At 42.4% G+C, this 17,552-nt stretch carries 16 protein-coding genes; 7 read left to right on the top strand and 9 right to left on the bottom strand.

Annotated elements, in window-relative coordinates; all coding sequences use genetic code 11:
- Positions 1-56 precede the first annotated feature (56 nt).
- On the bottom strand, positions 57-3,326 hold the full coding sequence (locus tag FTU58_RS04595) for a LysM peptidoglycan-binding domain-containing protein (RefSeq protein WP_180062135.1): 3,270 nt from the start codon (positions 3,324-3,326) through the stop codon (positions 57-59).
- A 212-nt stretch (positions 3,327-3,538) separates the two neighbouring features.
- Here FTU58_RS04595 and dnaQ point away from each other — a divergent pair, with 212 nt between their 5' ends.
- The 3 genes from dnaQ (at position 3,539) to nudC (ending at position 7,580) form a co-directional block, all read left to right on the top strand.
- Complete coding sequence (dnaQ, locus tag FTU58_RS04600; protein ID WP_180062136.1) at positions 3,539-5,035, top strand: DNA polymerase III subunit epsilon; 1,497 nt, start codon at positions 3,539-3,541, stop codon at positions 5,033-5,035.
- A 128-nt stretch (positions 5,036-5,163) separates the two neighbouring features.
- A complete protein-coding gene (locus tag FTU58_RS04605) occupies positions 5,164-6,807 on the top strand; it encodes a chemotaxis protein (RefSeq protein WP_096902171.1) in 1,644 nt (547 codons plus the stop codon).
- Positions 6,807-7,580, top strand: a complete 774-nt coding sequence (gene nudC / locus FTU58_RS04610; protein ID WP_096902169.1) for an NAD(+) diphosphatase — start codon at positions 6,807-6,809, stop codon at positions 7,578-7,580. Before FTU58_RS04605 ends, nudC begins: the two co-directional genes overlap by 1 nt.
- Before the next feature lie 94 nt (positions 7,581-7,674).
- Here nudC and FTU58_RS04615 read toward each other — a convergent pair whose 3' ends face one another.
- The 3 genes from FTU58_RS04615 to FTU58_RS04625 form a co-directional block, all read right to left on the bottom strand.
- Entirely contained in the window at positions 7,675-8,562 is an 888-nt protein-coding gene (locus tag FTU58_RS04615; protein WP_180062137.1) for an alpha/beta hydrolase, read from the bottom strand.
- The gene (locus tag FTU58_RS04620) at positions 8,552-9,229 is read right to left on the bottom strand and encodes a BON domain-containing protein (RefSeq protein ID WP_180062138.1); all 678 of its coding nucleotides are present in this window, start codon (positions 9,227-9,229) and stop codon (positions 8,552-8,554) included. The genes FTU58_RS04615 and FTU58_RS04620 overlap by 11 nt, the downstream gene beginning before the upstream one ends.
- Positions 9,230-9,339: 110 nt before the next feature.
- Positions 9,340-9,768: a YraN family protein gene (locus FTU58_RS04625; RefSeq protein WP_004972647.1), complete on the bottom strand. Its 429-nt coding sequence runs from the start codon at positions 9,766-9,768 to the stop codon at positions 9,340-9,342.
- 205 nt (positions 9,769-9,973) lie between these two features.
- On the opposite strand from FTU58_RS04625, the gene rsmI reads away from it, so the two are divergent.
- Positions 9,974-10,816 (top strand): 16S rRNA (cytidine(1402)-2'-O)-methyltransferase, encoded by an 843-nt coding sequence (rsmI, locus tag FTU58_RS04630; protein ID WP_179991266.1) that lies wholly within the window; start codon positions 9,974-9,976, stop codon positions 10,814-10,816.
- A gap of 192 nt (positions 10,817-11,008) precedes the next feature.
- On the opposite strand, the gene FTU58_RS04635 is transcribed toward rsmI, so the two are convergent.
- The 3 genes from FTU58_RS04635 to ubiH form a co-directional block, all read right to left on the bottom strand.
- Entirely contained in the window at positions 11,009-11,257 is a 249-nt protein-coding gene (locus FTU58_RS04635; RefSeq protein WP_004972644.1) for a hypothetical protein, read from the bottom strand.
- A 176-nt stretch (positions 11,258-11,433) separates the two neighbouring features.
- On the bottom strand, positions 11,434-12,684 hold the full coding sequence (locus FTU58_RS04640) for an FAD-dependent monooxygenase (RefSeq protein ID WP_154320491.1): 1,251 nt from the start codon (positions 12,682-12,684) through the stop codon (positions 11,434-11,436).
- Complete coding sequence (gene ubiH, locus FTU58_RS04645) at positions 12,681-13,889, bottom strand: 2-octaprenyl-6-methoxyphenyl hydroxylase (RefSeq protein ID WP_179991267.1); 1,209 nt, start codon at positions 13,887-13,889, stop codon at positions 12,681-12,683. Before ubiH ends, FTU58_RS04640 begins: the two co-directional genes overlap by 4 nt.
- A 372-nt stretch (positions 13,890-14,261) precedes the next feature.
- Here ubiH and FTU58_RS04650 point away from each other — a divergent pair, with 372 nt between their 5' ends.
- Together FTU58_RS04650 and FTU58_RS04655 are read left to right on the top strand one after the other, a co-directional pair.
- Positions 14,262-14,507 carry a type II toxin-antitoxin system RelB/DinJ family antitoxin gene (locus tag FTU58_RS04650; protein WP_004970507.1) on the top strand — a complete coding sequence of 82 codons (246 nt, stop codon included), beginning with the start codon at positions 14,262-14,264 and terminating at the stop codon, positions 14,505-14,507.
- The gene (locus FTU58_RS04655) at positions 14,497-14,790 is read left to right on the top strand and encodes a type II toxin-antitoxin system RelE/ParE family toxin (RefSeq protein ID WP_004970510.1); all 294 of its coding nucleotides are present in this window, start codon (positions 14,497-14,499) and stop codon (positions 14,788-14,790) included. The genes FTU58_RS04650 and FTU58_RS04655 overlap by 11 nt, the downstream gene beginning before the upstream one ends.
- A 79-nt stretch (positions 14,791-14,869) precedes the next feature.
- Here FTU58_RS04655 and pepP read toward each other — a convergent pair whose 3' ends face one another.
- Positions 14,870-16,204, bottom strand: coding sequence for a Xaa-Pro aminopeptidase (gene pepP, locus FTU58_RS04660; protein ID WP_154320488.1), 1,335 nt, complete (start codon positions 16,202-16,204; stop codon positions 14,870-14,872).
- A gap of 93 nt (positions 16,205-16,297) precedes the next feature.
- The gene (locus FTU58_RS04665) at positions 16,298-16,936 is read right to left on the bottom strand and encodes a UPF0149 family protein (protein WP_180062139.1); all 639 of its coding nucleotides are present in this window, start codon (positions 16,934-16,936) and stop codon (positions 16,298-16,300) included.
- A gap of 64 nt (positions 16,937-17,000) precedes the next feature.
- On the opposite strand from FTU58_RS04665, the gene FTU58_RS04670 reads away from it, so the two are divergent.
- Entirely contained in the window at positions 17,001-17,552 is a 552-nt protein-coding gene (locus FTU58_RS04670; protein WP_180062140.1) for a hypothetical protein, read from the top strand.

Genomic DNA, 17,552 nt, shown 5'->3' on the forward strand with positions numbered 1-17,552 from the left:
CCTTGTGCAGTATTCCTGAGGATGCCGTCAAAACATGACATCCTCAGGATTAAACTTTACAGATTCGGGACTTTAATCACATCGCCAATACGCAATTGAGTATTTGGCTGCATATCATTTAAATCTGCCAATGCTTTGGTGTCGATGCCATAACGACTGGATAAGCCAATCAGCGTATCCCCACGTTTCACTTTATATTCAGTTACGGTTTTGGGAACTTGAATATTTTGTCCAATGCGTAAACCTGAACGTGGCGTTAAGTTATTTAAACTCGCCAATTCTGCAACCGACACACCCACACGGCTGGCAATCGAATTTAAAGACTCACCACTTTTAACGGTATAAGTTTCGGTGGCTTTACTACTGCTGCTTTTCGCAGCACTTACGACCTCTGTTTTTACTTCATTTTTTGCAGCGCTGGCATCGACTTTTAAGCGTTGTCCAATGCGGACATTGGCAGTACGTGAAAGATCATTCAGCTCTGCCAAATAATTCAATTGCAATTTATATTGGCGCGCAATACTGCTTAAAGTTTCCCCTGCTTTGACCACGTGAATATCATTGGTGGTTTCAGCCACCGCTTCAACTTGGGCTTTTTTCTCAGGAACATCCCCCGTGAGTTTAAGAATTTGTCCTGCTCTTAAACCACTGTTACGGCTTAGATTGTTTAAGTCTGCAATATAGTCTTGGCTGAGATTATATTTTGTCGAAATCGCCGATAAGGTATCGCCACGTTGTACCGTATAACGCTCAGGCACATTGACACCTGCAGGCACTTTGAGGGTTTGACCAATGCGCACACCGCTTTGCGTGCTTATATTATTTAAACTGGCGAGCTCTGCCAAAGAAATTTTGGCTTGGTTGGCAATGCTCGATAAAGTATCACCACGCTGTACTTGGTAGTTTTCAGTCGGATAGTTTGGCTCTGCTGCTTTTGTTTCTGACTTACTGGCTTCAGCTTTGCTCGCTTCCGTTTTTTGTGCAGTCACTTCATTTACAGGCACATTAATGCGTTGCCCAACCAATAAGCTACTGTTCGCGTTTAAACCTGGAGTTAAATCAGCCAATTCCTGATTTGACAAGGCATAACGGTCTGCAATCAGTTTTAAGTATTCGCCACGCTTCACTACGTAAGTTTTGGTTGCGATTTTTGCAGCCTGTTCTGCGGCTTTTTTGTCGGCTTCTGCTTTGGCTTTAGATGCAGCCGTTTCTTTTAAACTTAGACGCTGCCCTACAAATAAGCCACTGGTGGTGCTTAAGTTATTAAAATCTGCCAATTGTTTTACAGTTAAACCAAACTGACTGGCGACACCTGTTAAGGTATCATTGGCTTGCACCACGTATTGCTCAGGCATGGTTTTTGGCTTAGCAGGCTCTGCCTGTACTTGTGGCTTGGCGTCGTATAAATAAATACTGGTGCCCACATACAAAGTTGCATCTGGAGCAATTTGGTTCCACTTGGCAATATCACGCCAGTTCAAGCCATTTTTCATGGCAATACTGGCCAAGGTGTCCCCCGCTAACACGGTGTACGTGGTACGTTTGCCTTTTGGTGGTACGACCACCACTTCAGACTCCGTACGCACATAATTCTTACCTTGGTTACGCTTTGCTTCTTCTGAATCTAGGCGCGTATTTTCTGCCACACTTTTCGGGTAAGCAAAACCTTTGGTTAATTCTTTACCTTGCTGCTCTGCAACAGACAGACTGGTCTGAATAGCGGTCAGCTTAATTTTTCCATCGTATGGATCAACAATTTCAGTGCCTTGAGGCGCAATTTGTTTTAACTCAGCCACAAGTTGTTCTTGTTCTGCTTTAGAAGCCACAGGCTGCAACACTTCTTCTACAGTTTTATTGCTACCTTCTGCCTGCACTGCTGCAAGAATTTGCTCACGCTCAGTATTGGAAATTGGTGGTTCAATCCGCACAGGCTGAATATTGGCAGCAGGTGTAACAGCAACAGGAATACGCGGCGCACTTGGAATATCGCTACCCGCAGCAAATGCTGCCAAAGCGTCCGAACCTTGTGGCGTACGTGACAAACGTGTAGGCGTAGTCGTTGCTGGTTTTGAAACACTGGCTGTAGTCGATGCTGTGCTTGGTGTAGTGGTAGTTGTGACTGCCGTAGAGGCAGCAGGCTTGCCTGTAGTCGTTCTGGTTGTTGTACTGGTCGTTAACGCAGGTGGCTCAGATTTAGATGGTGTAATGGTCACACCAGAAGATGAAAACGATGGTGTGTTGCTGCTATTGCTTGCCCATAAACCGCCACCACCTTGTAGTTTTTTCAATCGTGCATCGACTGTTGGGCTTAAATCTGCAGGAATCAAAATACGCATTGGACTTTGGGTGTCAATCCGATCCCCACGATGTCCAGGGTTAAGCGAATACAGTTCGGCACGGCTGAGACCGGTAATATTGGCCACATCATTTAAATTCACCGCGCCCACATTAATTTCACGGAAGTGTGGACGGTTGGCAATTGGGGGTAAAGACACGCCATAAGCATGCGGGCTTTTAATAATTTGTGCTACCGCCAAGAAACGCGGCACATAGTTCATGGTTTCTTGCGGCAGTTTTAAAGACCAATAATCGGTTGGTAAACCTGCAGCTTTATTGCGGTTAATGGCTTGTTGAATACGACCCGGGCCTGCGTTATAAGCCGCCAATGCCAATTCCCAAGAACCAAACTGATTATACAAACTGCCCAAAAACTCATAGGCAGCACGAGTCGACTCCACGACATCTCGGCGACCATCGTACATCGAAGTTTGTTTTAAGCCGTAAATACGCCCTGTACTTGGAATGAACTGCCATAAACCTGCGGCAGCTGCGCTACTGGTTGCTGCAGGGTCATAGGAACTTTCAATCACAGGTAACAACGCCAATTCAGTTGGCATACCACGACGTTCAGCTTCTTTAACCGTGTGATACAAATAACGTGACGCACGCGCACTTAAACGATCCAAATACGGTTGACGTGAAATAAACCAGCCTCGCTGCGCTTCAATACGTGGGTTCCAATGGTTTAAATCCATTTTGAAACCAACGGTCATACGCTTCCAGACATCACCGTGTTTTAAAATTAATAAACGGTCACCTTCTACCGCGCGCATATCGGTTGCAGAGAGTAAATCTTCCAGAGCATCTAAAGTACTGGCATCTAAATAACCCGAACCGACCTGACTTGAAGTGAGTGGCTTGCTCGCACCCTGCGTCGAGCTACAGCCCGTCATCAAGCCAAGGGCAGCCAATGCTGAACCTAAAACTGTAATTTTTAAAAATGAAGGTAAAGTCGGCTGCCACATGCGCGTGGTTGGTTTATACATAAAAAAATCCAAACAACTCGTATATAAATTATTTTTTAGACTTGCCATTGTAGTAGAGCTAGACAACGACACAAGGCATTAATTTAGCGCGTTTCGTCTATAAATGTTACAAGAAATTAAAAAATAGACAGGATTTACACGTCTAAACCGAATTTGCGATATACAATAGCTTTTCATTTTGATTTATTTTGCACAACCTGCGGATCTGATTTATGTCTCAAACAATCACTTTATATGTTGATGGTGCTTGTCGTGGTAATCCTGGCTTGGGTGGCTGGGGTGCGTATATTGTTACTGAACAAGAAGAACATAAATTATATGGTGGCGAAGCTCAAACCACCAATAACCGTATGGAATTGACTGCAGCGATTGAAGGCATTTTATTTTGCCCAATGGATGCCAAGCTGATTATTTGGACTGACTCCAATTACGTCAAACAAGGCATTACCGAGTGGATTCACGGCTGGAAAAAGAAAAACTGGAAAGATGTCAAAAACCCTGACCTTTGGCAAAAATTAGATGCCACCTGTCAAGGGCGTGAAATTGAATGGCACTGGATTAAAGGTCATGCAGGACATGTAGGCAATGAAATGGCAGATCAGCTTGCCAATTTAGGTGCAGATCAAATTCAGAAAACCTTAACTACAAATACGGCTCAACACATTCGCCCTGCGCTCGAGCTTACCCCAAATGATAAAAAAAAAGCGGAATCTGATTGGTTGCTCGACGATCCTTTCGGTTTTGACTTGATCGAAGAAGATGTAGAAATTGAAACAAGTACGCTGCATCGTCCTGTAGAAATCGACGTACACAACAATCATCAGGTCAAGGTCGATCTTGAAATAATGCAGACGCCAACCACACGCCTAGCCACAGAAACAGAAACAGAAACAGAAACAGAAACAGAAACAACAATTGAAACTGCAATCAATGCCGTTGAAGCCGATACAGCAGCAGTAAATGATCTTTCCAATCATCCACACATTGTGATTACCCCTGCCACGCTAAGCTTACATGGTCCACGCCAATTGATTCTAGATACTGAAACCACAGGTTTTTACTATCAAGATGGTGACCGAATTATTGAAGTCGGTGCGCTGGAAATGATTAACCGTAAACTCACGGGCAGTTCCATCCACATTTATATTCAGCCTGAAAAACTGGTCGGTGAATCAGAAAACATTCACGGTATTTCAGATGAGTTCTTAAAAGACAAACCCAAGTTTGCCGAAATTGCCGATGTGCTGTATCAATATCTTAAAGGTGCAGAAATTATTGCGCATAACGCCACCTTCGATATGAACTTCTTAGATATGGAGTTCAGTCGTGCGGGGTTGGGCAATTTGTCCGAAGTATGCGAAGTGACCGACTCACTGCTCATGGCAAAAAGTAAGCATCCTGGGCAAAAAAACTCACTCGATGCGCTCGTCAGACGCTATGAAATTCCTGCGCGTGACCGTACGTTCCACGGCGCATTACTAGATGCTGAAATTCTAGCCGATGTTTACTTGGCAATGACTGGCGGACAAGTCGCCTTTGATATGGATGCTCTGTCTGCAAGCGAAGAACAGCAACGTCAAAGTGATCGTTTAAGCATTGATATTGATCTTGCTGTGATTCTGCCATCAGAAGAAGAATTGGCTGCACATGAGAATTGGGTCAAACAATTTGAAGAAAAACACGGTAAACCTTGCTTTTTTGCCAAATAAAATCTACGAGTTTTGTAATTTTATGTATTTAAAGATTTGCCAGTTCAGTTATAGTTAAAGCAAATAGGACTTTGTGTATTTTGCAAAGAACCAACAAACAGATAAAACACTAGGAAAGGTGCAGATCCATGTCTTACCAAACCTCTATACATTTTGATCCAACTGCCTTACTGATAATAAAAAATGAGGTTGATAATTCTATCAAACTGGTTGAATCCGCAGTAAGCACCTTAGCAGAAGATCAAACTTTGCCTTTTGGGATTGATGATGCACTGAATCAGTTTGAACAGTGTGCTCAGGTTTTAGCCTTAATTGATATGGAAAGCTTGGCAAAAATTGCACAATACTCAGCAGAGCTGATGCGTAAAATTATGGGGAATCCAAGCAATATCAACACGCTGGAAGTCATTGCACTTAGCGAAGGCACCACCATGCTCAAGCGTTATATTGAGTTTATTTGCCTACGTGAAGTTAAAATTCCACAATTCCTACTCGACACTTTAAACCGTTTAGAATTGGCATTGGGTAAACCATTGACTCAGGAAGGTCAGCATATTGAAACTTTATTGGACTGCATCACTCCAAGTTTCCAATTGCCGCAAGTGCCTTCTTTAGAAAAGTCGGCTTATGTGCATCGCTTATATAAACTGTCATTACATAAGCTGCTCAAGCAAGAAGAATCTGCCATGGATCTTCAAGCGATTAAACTGGTAGGAACGTATTTGGCAGGTTTGGCAGAACAACATCCGAGTCAGCAATATTGGGGCTTAGTACACGTTGCCTTTAACCATATTGATAACTTGTTGTTGAATGAGCCACGTTTGCGTACTTTTATTAGTATTGAGCACAATATGCGTCAATACTTTGCTACGCCAGAAAGCTTTACCGCCAGCTTGTCTGATCTTGCGAATGTGTTGAGCCTGTGTATTAGTCAAGAAGATGAAATTTCTCAACATATTCGCAGTCAAATGAATATTGGTGAAGACTTACTCACCGACATGCAGCTCCAAGTATTCAGCCGTCATTTATATGGTCCAGATTTTGACACCATGCATACCATTAGCGATTTGGTCACCACAGAAATGACACAAATTCGCAATGATATTGAATACAACTATCAAAACATGAGTCCTGAAAAAACGCTGGAATTACAAGGCAAATTAACAGAGTTAGCAAACTTGTTTAAAGTCTTGAACTTAAATGAAGCGCATTTGGACTTACAACGCCAAGCTGAATCATTAAGCCGTCCTGAATTACTCAAAGATGAAAACTTTGCCCAGCAATTAATGAACGTGATTTTATCGGCCATGAACTCAATCGGTGTGCTTGAACGTCACCACACCTCTAGCCGTTTGCAGTTACGTGTAAATAACATGAACATTTCGCTAGATCGTTTAGATGAAGCACACGAAGCCTTGCTGACTGAAACCAAGTTACTGATTGACTTAATCACGCAAACACTGACACAGCACCTACAAACTCAAAGTGTTGCAGATTTAGAGCATACTTCAGCGCAAATTCGTGAAGTTGCAGGGGCAATGTTGTTCTTGAATGCTGAAAGTGGTCAAAAAGCACTGAAAGTATCTGCAGATTTTGTGCATGCACAAGTCGAAGCAGGACAAAACTTAACTGCTGAACAAGTCAACAATATCTTAGATACGCTTGCCAGTGCAGACATGCTGATTGACAATTTAAAGAACAAACAACCTGTTCTACAAAGCATGTTTAAGGTAGCATTGGACAGTAGTGAAAAATTGAAAACTGTAGCCTAATGACTGAACTCTCACTTGCATATATTTTTCAGCAACAACAACTTTTGGTCGATGAAAACTTCCAATTACCACGTGTGGAAAAGTTGGCAAGTGATTTAAGTTTTAGCTCGGGTGATCAAGTGATTGCCCGAGATCTACTTGAAGATGAATCCATTCCTGAAGGCTTTCAACTGGTTCCAATCCGACAACTTTTACAAGTCTGGAACACCCAACAGTTTGAACAAGCTAGCCGTGCCATTCAGTTACTCGAATGGCGTCGCAATCATAAATTCTGCAGCCATTGCGGTCATAAAACCGAAGTCCATGCGACTCAATATGCCATGGTCTGCCCTGCTTGTGGCTATCACCAATATCCGCGCGTAAATCCATGTGTCATTACCGTGATTACTCGTGGTGAAGATGAAGTCTTATTGGCGCGTAATGCACGCAATAAACTGCCCATTTACGGTTTAATCGCAGGCTTTGTTGAAGTGGGTGAAACACTCGAAGAAGCAGTACGTCGTGAAACTTTTGAAGAAGTTGGCGTACAACTTAAAAATATTCAGTATCTTGCCAGCCAGCCGTGGCCTTTTCCAAGTAACTTAATGATCGCCTTTAAAGCTGAATATGCAGGCGGTGAAATTCAGTTACAGGAAGAAGAAATTCGTGATGCACAGTTCTTTAAGTTTGATCAACTGCCTGATATTCCATTTAAAGGCAGTATCGCCCATGCCATGATTATGCATGTGACCCAAGGCACGCCTGTGGCAGATGACACCAAAGCTTGGCTATAAGTCTAATTCGCAATCTTGCATTTAAAAAACCGTTGCACCCCATAAGCTGCAACGGTTTTTTTAATTACCATTTTCCACAGAAGATCAATCAACATCACGCATCTTTAAGTGCCTGATCTAAAGCACGCATAATTTGGCGTTTGGTCGCAAAGAAACGACTAAACAAACTCGACACCGATGCCATAACACTGACATGCCCTGTTTTTGGAATGACAATAATTTCACTATGATTGCCATATTTCTTTAATACGTGGTCGAAGTCTGTGGCATTACTTGCCCCCACAATTTGATCTTTTTCTGCCACCAATAAATAGTGTTTGACTGAATTCGGCTCCACAAAATAATACGGCATCACATCCTGATACGGCACCTCTTGATCAAAGGCATCGGCACATAGCGGATCATCCTTATAATCAAAATGATAAGGCCCTGCCAAACCAATAATCGCACGAATGTGATCTTTACAGCTTAAAGCATAGGGCTGGGGATGGTACAACAAGGACATCACATTAAATGCCCCAGCCGAATGTCCCATCAATACCACCTGTGCCGTAGAAATACCCAGTTTGTGTTGCTGCTGAGTCAAGTAATTCAGTGCAAGAGTTAAATCATCAATATAGGTGGGAAAAATATGCTGTGGCGCGAGTTGATAGTTCATCACCGCAACATCAAAGCCTTCTTTTGCAAAAGCTTCGCCCACAAAACGATAATCCTGCTTATCGCCACGTGACCATGCCCCACCATGCACAAACACCATGAGTGGACACTGCGGGCGTGGTGTTGTAGTGCGGTACAAATCCAGACGATGTCGCGCACGTAAACCATAAGCAATATTGCTTTGAACGGTATAACCCTGACGTGGCGTTAAACGGTTCAGCGCATAGCTGCCCAAATCATACAGGCGAAATTCTTCATAAATACGTTTCGCCTGTTCTAAAGTTTTATTCAGTTGTTTAAACCAGTGTTCCACATTATTGAACATGTGTCGGTTCAACCTGATCTGGGTCAATCGCGACTGGCGTTTGTGTTTCTGGAGCAACCATTGGGCTGACAAAGTTCGCATTGTTGCTCGGTTGTAGCTCAACATTATCAATCAGGGTAATAATTTTAGTGACATTGCCCACTTGTTGTAGCACTTGGTTTAAATCCTGCAATTCTGCATTGTTTAAACGTCCCATCACATACAACACACCATCTTCGGTATGAACACGCACTTTGCTGTCTGACACCACAGGTGCTTTCATAATCAAACCACGGGTATTTGCAGTAACCGTGGTGTCCTGCATAATGGTGCTATAGCTGATTTGATTACCCACTGTAATATAATTGTGGATGGTTTTTACATCACTCATGGCACGCACATTGTCTTCTGCCAACTGTTTTAAATGCGCGTCAGGCACTTGCCCTGTCAACAACACATTGCCATGAAAACTTTCTATATTGACACGTGATTGTTTAAAACGTGAATCCAGTTTATATAAATTAATTTTTGCAGTACGTTCAATAGAGTTATCTATAAACACTTGCCCAAGTGAGCGTGCACCACTTTCTGTACCCACTGGCGCAGTGCCTGTGCCACTTGAAATAAAACTTGCACAACCCGATAAACTTGCTACACACAGCAAGGTCACTGCAATACGCTTGAACACTCAGCAAGACTCCTATTATTTTCTTTCAATTCTGGCTTGTGCTGTGCATTTCATCCTTAGATTTGCACGATCAACAATACACCGACTGATGCTTTTGCTTTAAATTTCACTCAAAGATTAATCAAGTCTGCATCAAAAGTAAAAGCATTTTCAATCCATTGCAAATCATACGGGAATTTGGAAAAGTCTTGCTGTACTGTTTTTGCAAATTGCTGAGAAAAATCAAAGCAAATCACATCAAAACGACAATAATATTCTGAATAGTGTGGATATTCTGTTAAAAACTGCATGGCGGTTTTCATAATTTTACGCTGCTTAGATGCAGACACCACTTCGTAGGCTTTGCCATAGCCAGTTTGCGAACGCGCTTTAACTTCTACAAAAATCAGTTGTTCTGCTTGAATAAAAATACCATCTATTTCACCAAAAACACTGTGATAATTCTGCTCCAGCATACGCCAACCGTGTTGATGTAAATATTGCCAAGCCGTCTGCTCTGCCCATGTGCCAATGCTTTGCTGCAGTGTTTTTTGATTCATGCTATATCCGATTTTTTTTATTTTGTTATGGTGCGCAATCGTAGTATTCGCTGAAGTGCGATGACGCGAGTTTCACACGCCAGACTGCAATTCAGGTAGAATAAGCGCTTGGTCTGTAACTTGTATCAGACGCAAGCCAATACTGCTGTTGTTTCGTGTTCCATCATTTTTATTTTAGTTTGCTATTTCCCACGGAGAAAACTCAATGAGTGCCCAGTTATTTGTTGTTGCTACCCCAATTGGTCACTTAGATGATATGAGCTACCGTTCAATTGATGTGCTCAAATCGGTCAGCCTAATTGCCGCTGAAGATACCCGCACCTCTGCACAATTAATGAAACATTTTAATATTTCAACTCCGCTTACAGCCTGCCATGAACACAACGAAAGCAACAAGATTGATATTTTAGTCCAAAAATTACTCAATGGCGAAGATATTGCGCTCATTAGCGATGCAGGTACACCACTGATTAGCGACCCAGGTTTTAAACTGGTTCGTGCAGCACAAGCCAATGGTATTCGTGTGATTCCTGTGCCGGGTGCATGTGCAGCCATTGCAGCGCTCAGTGCGGTTGGCTTACCAAGTGATCGCTTTAGTTTTCAGGGATTTCTCGCTTCTAAACAGTCACAGCGATTACAACAACTTGAAAAGCTAAAAGATGAAACCCAAACCCTGATTTTTTATGAAGCACCACATCGAATTTTAGATTCAGTCAAAGATATGGCTGCCGTGTTTGGTGCAGATCGCCCTGTTGGCTTTGCCCGTGAAATCACCAAAACCTTTGAAACCATTAAAAAAATGACTTTAGGTGAATTGGCTGAATTTATCGCAGCAGATCATCATCAACAAAAAGGTGAAATTGTATTGGTGGTGGGGGGAGCGAGCGAAGAAAAAGACATGGAACAAGAAAAATTAGATCAATTATTGCAGCGTTTGTTGCAAGATTTATCGGTAAAAGCAGCATCACAATTGGCGGCTGATCTAACAGGGATTAAAAAGAAAATTGCCTATCAACGTGCGTTGGAATTAAGCCAAGCAGCTGAATAAGCCGATTGAGCAATAACAGTGATGACGATCATCGCGCATAAAAAAAAGCATCACCCTTTATACAAGGTGATGCTTTTTTATGTTGAAGGTATAAGCATTAGAGCAGCCTGCATAGTAAGCATCCCGCCCTAACTCACTCAACAGTTCAACGAATAAATTCAATCAACAAGTTCAGCAAGCACGTTCAACAGATTAGTCGCGCGCAGACTCATCTGGTGGCACTTCGGTAATTTTTCCGCCACGCGCCAAGAATGCAGCCACTTCATCTTCCAATGCCTGACGCTGTTTTAGTTTGGCAGTTACAGTGAGAGTTTCTGCTTCTGCAAGATCACCATCTACAGCACCTTCTTCTGATTCTGCTGCACCTTTTTCAGCCGCTTTCGCTTCATCTTCGTCTACAGTTGAATCTTCTACATCATCGTAATCGTTCATGTCCGTCATCTTAATCTCCCCACAAATGACTTCAATTTAGTCCAAGTGAAAACTGGTTATGAATTACGATGAAATTTAGCAATCTCTTGGCCTTTCGCATAGAGTCTAGATTAAAAAAAACGTATCTTTTTTAACCAAATTCGTAATCAGGTATGTATGACCGTACAAAAAACGACTGTTTTGCTTTAAACCGCGTAGCGTGTGTCTTTAAGCAGGCTTAATCCACTGGCTTGTGACATAAAGGCATCTTTTAACGCAGGCAGCTGCTCCACCTGTTTTAAACCAAAGTTACGTGCCCACACCACAGGGAATAAAGTGGTGGTTTCCATCCAGCCAATCGCAGACATACTATGCATCATGGCATCATTTTGTCCTTTACGACGATGCTCGTAACGCTTTAAAGTTTGCTCATGCGCCCAAACACCACGTTTGAAATCATGCAACAACACATCGCACAGTACGGCTGCATCCAGACAACCAATATTCACGCCCTGCCCTGCAAGCGGATGAATTACATGCGCGGCATCACCAATAAGTGCCAAACCATCTTGCACATAACGCTGCGCTGCACGTGCTTTCAGTGGGAAAATAGCACGTGGGGTTGCCTCTAAGACTTCCCCAAGCATGTGATGACTTTCACGAGTCAAAAGTTGGGTAAAGTCGTCATCATTCAGTTTGGCATATTCTTCGGCATAGTCATCAGGCAAAGTCCAAACAATCGACTGCCAATGCCCTTCCTGCTCGGCGTGTAAACTTGCCATCGGTAAATAGGCCAAAGGACCAGTTTCTAAGAAAATTTGACGTGCAACATGCTGATGCGGCTGCGCAGTACGAATTGCACAGGTTAGACCTGCCTGACGATAATCCAACACATCAAAATCAATAAAGGCTTGTTCGCGCACAAAGGAGTTAGCACCATCTGCGCCAATGACTAGCTTAGTCTGTAATTGTGTACCATCGGCCAAATAAATGTGCCAAACGCCAACACCACGCTCTAAACGGGTCACTTTGACTTGCGTTCGATAATCTTGCACTTGTTGCAACATTTGCTGCTGAATCGCTAGATTTAAAATGCTTGGCTCGACCATTGAACCCAGAGCCTGCTCAATAGCGGGTGTACGTTCGTTACTTGCCCCAAAGTTAATTTCGCCATAGCCATTTTTATTCCAAACCTGCATGCCGCTATACGGCATATGTCGCGCCAGTTTAGACCAGACATTGACTGTTTTTAACAGGTGGATGGTGGCCTGACTTAAAGCCAATACACGCGGATTGGCAACTGCAAGGGTTTTCTCTGCATCTAAAATAGGTGCGGCATCTAAAACTGTAGCCTGCACACCCCCTTGTGCCAATAAAAGTGCAGTTAAGCCTCCCACCAAGCCGCCACCAATAATGACGACATCTAACACTTGCGTTTGTTGATTTGCTGTGATCATGCTTTTAACCCCATGGCATAATTGGCGACCAAAGGTTTAATGCCTGGAATGGTATCAAACGCGACTAAGCCTGTATTACGCATAAATTTCAGGATTGGGTTTTGATTGCTAAATCCACGTACCACGCTGTCACAGAATTTAATGACTCGCTGTTGATCTTTCAAACGCGATTGTTCATAGTCACGCAGCATTGCAGCATCGCCTAAATCTGCTGACTGTGCCGCCTGTTCGGTGAGATAACGCAATAATACGTAAGCATCTCGCATACACAAGTTAAAGCCCTGCCCTGCGACTGGGTGAATGGTATGCGCTGCATTACCCATCAGTACAACGCGACCAACCGCCTGTTTTTCTGCCAGAACTTGTGACAATGGAAAACTAAAACGACGTCCTGTTTTTTCAAACTTCCCTGCACGATCACCATAGGCTTGTTGCAAGGCATTTAAAAAGTGTTGATCATTTTCATCGCCAATCCATTCATGTTCTGTACCTTTTGGCACAGGCCACACCACAGAACGGCGATATTCACCTGGCAGGGGCAGCAACGCCAAAGGCCCTAAGTGACTAAAACGCTCAAAACCCACATGCGCATGCGGCTTGGAGGTTTGCACTGTGGTCACAATCGCTACTTGGTCATAATCATGTTCCGATGCACCAATGCCCAAGGCTTTACGGCAGAAAGAATCACGACCATCGGCAGCAATCAGTAGTTTGGCAGCAAGCTGTAATTGTTCCTGACCACGTACCGCTTCAATATAGGCAAAATCTGCATCTTGTTTAAGACTGGTGACCTGCACACCATCAATCAATTCAATCAAAGGTTGTTTACGTACTTCGGTCAACAACACTCGACCTAACCATGCATTTTCAATCACCTGACCAAAGCTTTCGACTTTTTCTTGTTCGGCCAATAAACGTGCCTTGCCAAAACTATCTTGTTCGGTAATTTGAACTTCTAAAATAGGCGTAGCATGTTCTTGCAAGGCATCCCATAAACCTAGCTCTTGGTAAATTTGTACGCTGCGACGCGACAAGGCACTGTTACGTGCATCAAAACTGGAATGATACGGCGCAAGGCTGGCATCGTCATAATTGGGGTATTGAATCGCTTCTAGCAACTTCACTGCAATGTTTGACTTAGCCAACATCAAGGCTAAGCTTAGCCCGACCATACCACCGCCTACAATGATCACTTCTTGTTGCATGCCTTGATCCTTTTTATGAGGTATTCGACTTCAAAAGATTCAATCGAAATACGTATAATCTGTAATGGATTTTATCTTACCGCAAAGTCATTTATTTTTATAATGAATTAGTGTTGAAGCTATGGAAGATGATTAGACTTCTTGCAAATGTCCAATTCAAACTATAATTATTAGTCCCTCATCTTCTTGCTCCGAGCCATGTATGACACAAGAGAAGATAAATTCAATACTTAGTATTATTGATGGCTGATGATTGATTTTAGAATAAGCTCAACGATAAAAATGATCTCACATAATGGTTATTATACAAACTATCTTTGTAATGCATATTGCATTACAATATTTCCATACATTCAATAACTGAGAGAAGTGATGGCTACTGTTAATTTCAGGGTCGATGAAGCCCTTAAAGAAAAATCTTATTCAATCCTTAAAGAACAAGGTATCTCACCTACCGATTTCTTTACCAATATTCTTGAATATGTGGCAACGACTGGAAAGCTTCCAGTACAGAAAGCGTTGCTTTCAGAAGAAGATGCTGAACTATTGGCACTTGTCCGTAAACGCATGAATGATCCTAAAGAGATGTTCGAGGAAGTCACATTAGATGACTTATAATCTTTTACGTCACAAGGACTTCACTGCAGAATGGGAAAAGCTTCCGAGTGCTATCCGCGACCAATTCAAGAAAAAATTAGCCAAAGTCATTGAGCAGCCACATATTCCAAAGAACATGCTTAAAGGTGATCTTGCTGGCTGCTATAAAATCAAATTATTAAAAGCGGGTGTCCGACTTATTTATCAGGTCAAAGATGATCAGGTCGTTATTTTGCTCATTACCGTTGGAAAGCGTGCTGATAACATTGTTTATGATGAAGCAAAAAAGCGGATCAAAGACTAAAAATTATTTACATACTCAAAATTTACACGCGCTTTCTAATAAAAAAGCTGATCACTTGACCAGCTTTGATTAGACCCAATTAAGCAGATTTAGCTTTTGCCATCAATGCTTCAATCTCTTCTACGGTTTTCACCACTTTTGAAGTCAGATTCAATGGCCCGTTCGCAGTCGCAACAATATCATCTTCAATACGGATACCTATACCACGCCATTTAGCATCTACCGTTTCATCATCGGGTGCAATGTATAGACCCGGTTCAACGGTCACCACCATACCTTCTTCATAAACGCGCCAGTCTTCACCGTGTTTATAGCTGCCGACATCATGCACATCCATGCCCAACCAATGCCCTGTACCGTGCATATAAAACTGGCGATAACTTTCCGAAGCAATAATTTCTTCTAAATTGCCCTGCATAATGCCTAGATCAAGCAAACCTTGCACCAAAATACGCACCGCAACATGGTGTGGTTCTTTATAGGAGTTACCAATTTGTACAGCTTCAATTGCTGCAATTTGCGCATCCAATACAATGTTATACAGTGCTTTTTGTTCTGGACTGAATTGACCATTCACGGGAAAAGTACGGGTAATATCTGAGGCATAGCACTGATATTCACAGGCTGCATCAATCAGGACTAAATCGCCATCTTTAAGCACTTTGTCATTTTCGACATAATGCAAAATGCAGGCATTTTCACCACCACCGACAATACTGTTATAGGCAGGTACGCAGCCATTTTTACCAAAAATATAATTCAGTTCAGCTTCTAGCTCATATTCCATCATGCCTGCTTTTACTGTTTGCATGGCACGAGTATGTGCTTCTGCACTAATATTTGAAGCAATTTGCATCAGTTCCAATTCAGACTCAGTTTTATGCAAACGCATTTCATCCAGCAAACGATCTAACTGAACAATTTTGGCAGGTGCAGTATTGCCTTGACGATGTTGTGCATCAGCTTGTTGGTTCCATGCCGCAACACGTACATCAAATTCAGTCTGATGCCCCAAGCGATAGTACAACGTGTCTTTATTGACAATTTTGGCGATGATTTCTGCATCTAATTGCGCAATTGCAAAAGACTCATCTGCCTCAAACAGCTCAATTGCACCTTCTAAACCTGCGCGATAACCATTCCAGATTTCCATTTCACGGTTACGTTCACGGCAGAACAACGTGTAGGTATAACCTTCATCAATTGATTCATAGGTTTCAATCACCGCAACTGCTTCAGGTTCAGCAAAACCTGTTAAATAGAAAAAACTGCTGTCGGCACGATATTTATAATCTGCATCACGATTACGCATTGCCACAGGACTGGTTGCAATAATTGCGACACTATTGGGCCCCATCAGTTCTGCAAGTTGATCACGACGTTCTTTAAATTCGACTTGAGTCAGTTTTTTCATAAATACGGTCTACATATATAAAATGATGAAAATATGATTGTTGTAATGACTTAAAGCACCTTACACCGACATACTTAGGCACACAACGCCCGATTAACTCGGACGGTGTGGCGTAAACATTTCAACAACAGCACTTGCGTTTTGTGTGGTTTGTGCAGTTTGTTGACGCGACTTAGCATGTAAGTTTTGCAATATAGAGCTTTCTTCTACTGGTACTTTTTTACGCCCAACAGATAAACTCACAGGAATCAAACGTACAAATTCATACAATTCCTGATAGCTTTCTTCGCCTTCTTCGTCATTGTCTGAATCTTCAAATTCAACCGCAGCAACATCTTGTAAATGCTCAATCAGTTCGATTTCATCTGAACGAATATGCCCAGAAGCCAAACCAAAACCAAGCACAACGCCTGCACACCAATCTGCCAAAGCTTGCACACGTTCTTGTAAAAGATGTTCATCATCTGGCAATAACGGCAGATAATCTAACTCATCTTCAGACAAAGCATGTGCGACATCTTCCGATTCATCGGTTAAAAGTGACAGTGCGGCTGGCTCTAATTCTGGCACATTGAGGGTTTCTAAAATCTGCTGCCACTCGGTTTCAGTTGGTGCATTTGTCACACAAACTATACCTGTCAGCAAGCCATGTAACTCACTTGGGCTTGAAATTTCTTCAATGTTAGAAAAATTGCGGAACCATTCCGACCAACCTGAAATATCGTCTTGCATTCGTTTATCCAATCTCTATACTTCGTATATATTACCTTTGTTTGCAATACTGTGCGACCACGATATGTTAGAAGAATTACAGCGTCTACAAGCGCATATTGGTGTTTTAAAAACACGAATTGATCATTATGAAAGTGAAAATACCGCCCTCAGCACAGCCAAGCAAACTGCTGAGGAACAGCATCATGCTCAAATTGTTCAAAGAAACGGCATCATTACTGCCAAGCAAGATGAAATTGAGAATCTGACTGAGCAATTAAGCAGCACGCAAGCGCAATTACAGCAGTTAAATCAAGATGCGACAGCATTGGCAGATCGTTACAGTCGTTTGGAAAAAAGCTGTACTGATTTGAAAAACCGCTTTCAGGAAATTTTGGCTGAACGCAATGAATTACGCATTCTGAAAGAAAAAATGCTGAATGATCAGCGTATGAATCAGCATGAAATTCAGACACTCAAACAAGAACGTGAAAGATTGTTACAAAAAAATGAGCATGCCAAAGCCAAAGTTGAAGCTATTATTCAGCGTCTTGCAATTTTAGGTACAGCTCAAGATCATCATGCGCAAGAAATTCAACAACTTGCCCACCCTGCCGAAGTGAGCGAGGAAGGTTAA

The sequence above is a fragment of the Acinetobacter sp. YH12120 genome, assembly GCF_013418795.1.
Classification (GTDB): Bacteria; Pseudomonadota; Gammaproteobacteria; order Pseudomonadales; family Moraxellaceae; genus Acinetobacter; species Acinetobacter towneri.